The sequence below is a fragment of the Nocardia sp. NPDC049737 genome (assembly GCF_040674755.1).
GTDB lineage: Bacteria > Actinomycetota > Actinomycetes > Mycobacteriales > Mycobacteriaceae > Nocardia.
In genome coordinates, this window is the sequence record NZ_JBFANH010000090.1 from 1 (window position 1) to 3,474 (window position 3,474).

Here is a 3,474-nt window from a genome sequence, read left to right on the forward strand (position 1 = left end):
TTAAAAGTTACGTGGAATCTGGCTCGGGATGATCATGTCTCCCTGGGGTGACCACGGACTTTGGAGGCAGGTTGAGTGGCGCGGTGGCGCTGGTGGAGAAGTGGCCGGTGCTCGGACGGCACGAGCAGGCGGCGGTGTGGCTGGGGATCTGGGTTGATCTCGGGCGGGCGCCGCGGACGATCGATGCCTATGGGCGCGGGCTGGCGGAGTATCTGCTGCTGTGCGAGAGGGAACAGATCGATCCGGTGACCGCGAGCCGCGCTCACGTCGCGGTGTTCGTGCGGGAGTTGACTTCTCGTCCGCACCGGCGTGGTGCGAACGTGGTGTCGATCGACTCCGGGGCCGGGCTGGCGAACGCGACGATTCAGCAGCGGCTGGTGCCGGTCCGGTTGTTTTACGACTATTTGATGGAAGAGGGCCTGCGGCAATCGAATCCGGTAGGCCGGGGCCGATACACGCCGGGTCGGCGGGCCGGTGGCATGCAGCGTGGGCTGGTGCCGCGGCTGACGAAGCTGCCGTGGATTCCGGACGAGCAGCAGTGGCTGTGTGTGCTGAACGTGGCGCGGCACGATTCGATCCGTAATCGGCTGATGCTGGCACTGGCCTACGATGCTGCACTGCGCCGGGAGGAGCTGTGCTCGCTGCGGACCGACGACGTCGATCCGGCTCATCGGATGCTGCGGGTGCGGGCGGAGACGACGAAGAACCGCCTCGAGCGGGTGGTGCCGTATTCGGCATCGACCGGGGTGTTGTTGTCGCAGTATCTGGTTCATCGGTCGGGGATCAGCCGGGCGCGCGGACCGCTGTTCTTGTCGGAGTCCCGGCGCAACCGGGGTGAGCCGCTGAGTTTGTGGATGTGGTCGAAAGTGGTGCGGCGCATCGCAATCGATGCCGGTGTCGCGCAGTTCTCGACGCACACCACCCGGCATCTGTGCTTGACGGATCTGGCACGGATGGGGTGGGAAGTGCATGCGATCGCCGCATTCGCCGGCCACCGGCACACCGACTCCACGCTGCGGTATATCCACCTGTCGGGCCGCGATCTGGCCGACAAGCTCACGCGTGGCATGGACCAGATCCACGCCTGGCGCGTTGCCGCTCTGGCCGGCACCGACCTCGTGGTGGCGCCGTGACCACCGCACCCGCCACCGGCCGCCCTGGCGACGATCCGCGCTGGCGGCCGCCGATCGACCCCGGCCGCTACGACACCGCACCGACACTGCGGGCCGCGGAAAAGGATGCGATCACCGAGCTCGGTGTCGACAACCTGCGCCGCCTGGCCCGCTACGACCCTGGCGCCCGAGGCTGGAAACAGATCCGCCGCTTGCTGCGGCCTCTGGACGACGCCAACGCCGCGATCCATGCTCCGCAGACACCCCACCGACAGCGCGCGATGCTGGACACGACGGCGGTCGTATTGCTGCGCTGCGCTCAGACGGGTAGGTCCTTCTGGTCGTGGACAGACCAGGAGTGGGCCGGACTGATCGGCGGTGATATCCACGAGTTCCGAATCGCGGTCCCGGATTGGGCCGGTGATGAGGTGCGCCCGTACTTGGCCACGCACGCATTCCTGCTGGGCGGGTTCGGTGAGTTCTATCGCCTGGGCGGATTCAGACGTCTTACGTTGGCCTGGAACGTTTTCGGGCGTGATCTGGTCGACGGTGAGATCGGCCGGATCCGGTCGGTGTTGGCCGGGTGGGGCTACCAGCTGGGCCGCGCCGAGGACACGCTGCTGCCGACAGTCGCCTGTCAGGTTCTGCTACTCAACCGAAGCCCTCACCTCGAGGATCTGAATACAGAGCTGTTCGAGTGGATTCGACGCGAACGGCTGCTGCCCGCCGCACGCGGCAACACCCTGCACGCAATGCAGCGCGCGGTCGCCGCTCTGGGATTCTGCGGTCCGCCGCAGCAGCTGACCGGCCGGCACTCGGCACGCGCGACCGGCGGAGCACCCGAATGGGCGGCCATGGTCGACCGGTGGTTCGACATCTCGACGCTGACGCCGCGCGTTCGCGGCAGCGTCCGCTCGATCCTGCTGCGCGTCGGGCGCTGGCTCGAGGCCGAGCATCCCGAAGCGGCCGATCCCGCCAACTGGACCCGCCAAACCTGCGCGACCTGGATCGCCGCGCTGGACCGCATGAAGGTCGGCGACTACGTTCAACGCACCGTGGGGCTCAACGATCGCCTCGGCAAGCCGCTGGAGGCTCCCACGAAGGCGGGACAGATCGCCGCGGTCCGGCGATTCTTCCGGGACTGCCAGGAATGGGAGTGGCTGCCAAGGCATTTCGATCCCAACCGCACACTGGCCACCCCACGCAGCATCGCCGCCCTGCTCGGTCCAGATCCTCGCGTCATCGCCGACGATGTCTGGGCGAAACTGATGTGGGCAGGGTTGAACCTGACTGCTGATGACCTGCCGCAATCCCAGGCCGGGAACTTCTATCCGATGGAACTGGTTCGCGCAGTCACACTGACCTGGCTGTTCTCCGGGCAACGCAGCGACGAGATCGCGCGGCTGCGCGTCGGCTGCATCCGATGGCAACACGACGGGGCACCAATTCCCGGTGACTCCCAACAGATTCTGGCCCGCGACGCGGTCTGCCTGCTCGACGTCCCTACCCACAAGACCGGCACCGCGTTCACCAAACCGGTCGACCCGATCCTCGGCCAGGCCATCGACACCTGGCAGACGATCCGGCCCGACCAGCCGGCATTCGTCGACCGCCGCACCGGACAACACGTCGATCTGCTCTTCGCTGTCCGTGCGCGCCGGATGTCGTCGGCCTACATCAACAACACCGTGATCCCGATGCTTTGCCGCAAAGCCGGAGTCCCCGCCGCCGACGTCCGCGGCAACATCACAAGCCACCGGGCCCGCTCGACCATCGCGAGCCAGCTCTACAACGCCAAAGAACCGATGACCTTGTTCGAGCTGCAGGCGTGGCTCGGTCACCGCTCACCGCAGTCGACCCAGTTCTACGCCAAGATCAGCCCGAACACCCTCACCAAGGCATACGGCGACGCCGGATACTTCACCCGCAACATGCGCACCATCGAAGTCCTCGTCGACCGCGACGCCGTGACCAACGGCGCCGCAGCCGCCGGCGAGCCCTGGCAGCACTACGACCTCGGCCACGGCTACTGCACCTACAGCTTCTTCGAACAATGCCCGCACCGCATGGCCTGCGCCCGCTGCGACTTCTACACCCCGAAGGAATCCAGCAAAAGTCAACTGCTGCAAGCAAAATCGAACCTGCAACGCATGCTCGTCAGCATCCCGCTCACCGACGATGAACAAGCCGCGGTCCACGACGGCCAGACCGCGCTCGACCGGCTGCTGCAACGCCTTGCCGATGTCCCCACGCCATCGGACCAAACACCCCGGGCCGGCACCGCGATCGGCATCCAGCTGCCGATCGTTGGCGTCCGCCACGGACAACGGTCACCGGCTTGACTTTTCAGATTCCACAGAAT

At 66.5% G+C, this 3,474-nt stretch carries 2 protein-coding genes; both read left to right on the forward strand.

Annotated features, from left to right (window positions below; translation table 11 throughout):
- The first annotated feature begins 71 nt into the window (after positions 1 to 71).
- Entirely contained in the window at positions 72 to 1,133 is a 1,062-nt protein-coding gene (locus AB0J47_RS42170) for a site-specific integrase (protein WP_364360312.1), read from the forward strand.
- Positions 1,130 to 3,454: a tyrosine-type recombinase/integrase gene (locus tag AB0J47_RS42175; protein ID WP_364360315.1), complete on the forward strand. Its 2,325-nt coding sequence runs from the start codon at positions 1,130 to 1,132 to the stop codon at positions 3,452 to 3,454. The genes AB0J47_RS42170 and AB0J47_RS42175 overlap by 4 nt, the downstream gene beginning before the upstream one ends.
- The last annotated feature ends 20 nt before the right edge of the window (positions 3,455 to 3,474 follow it).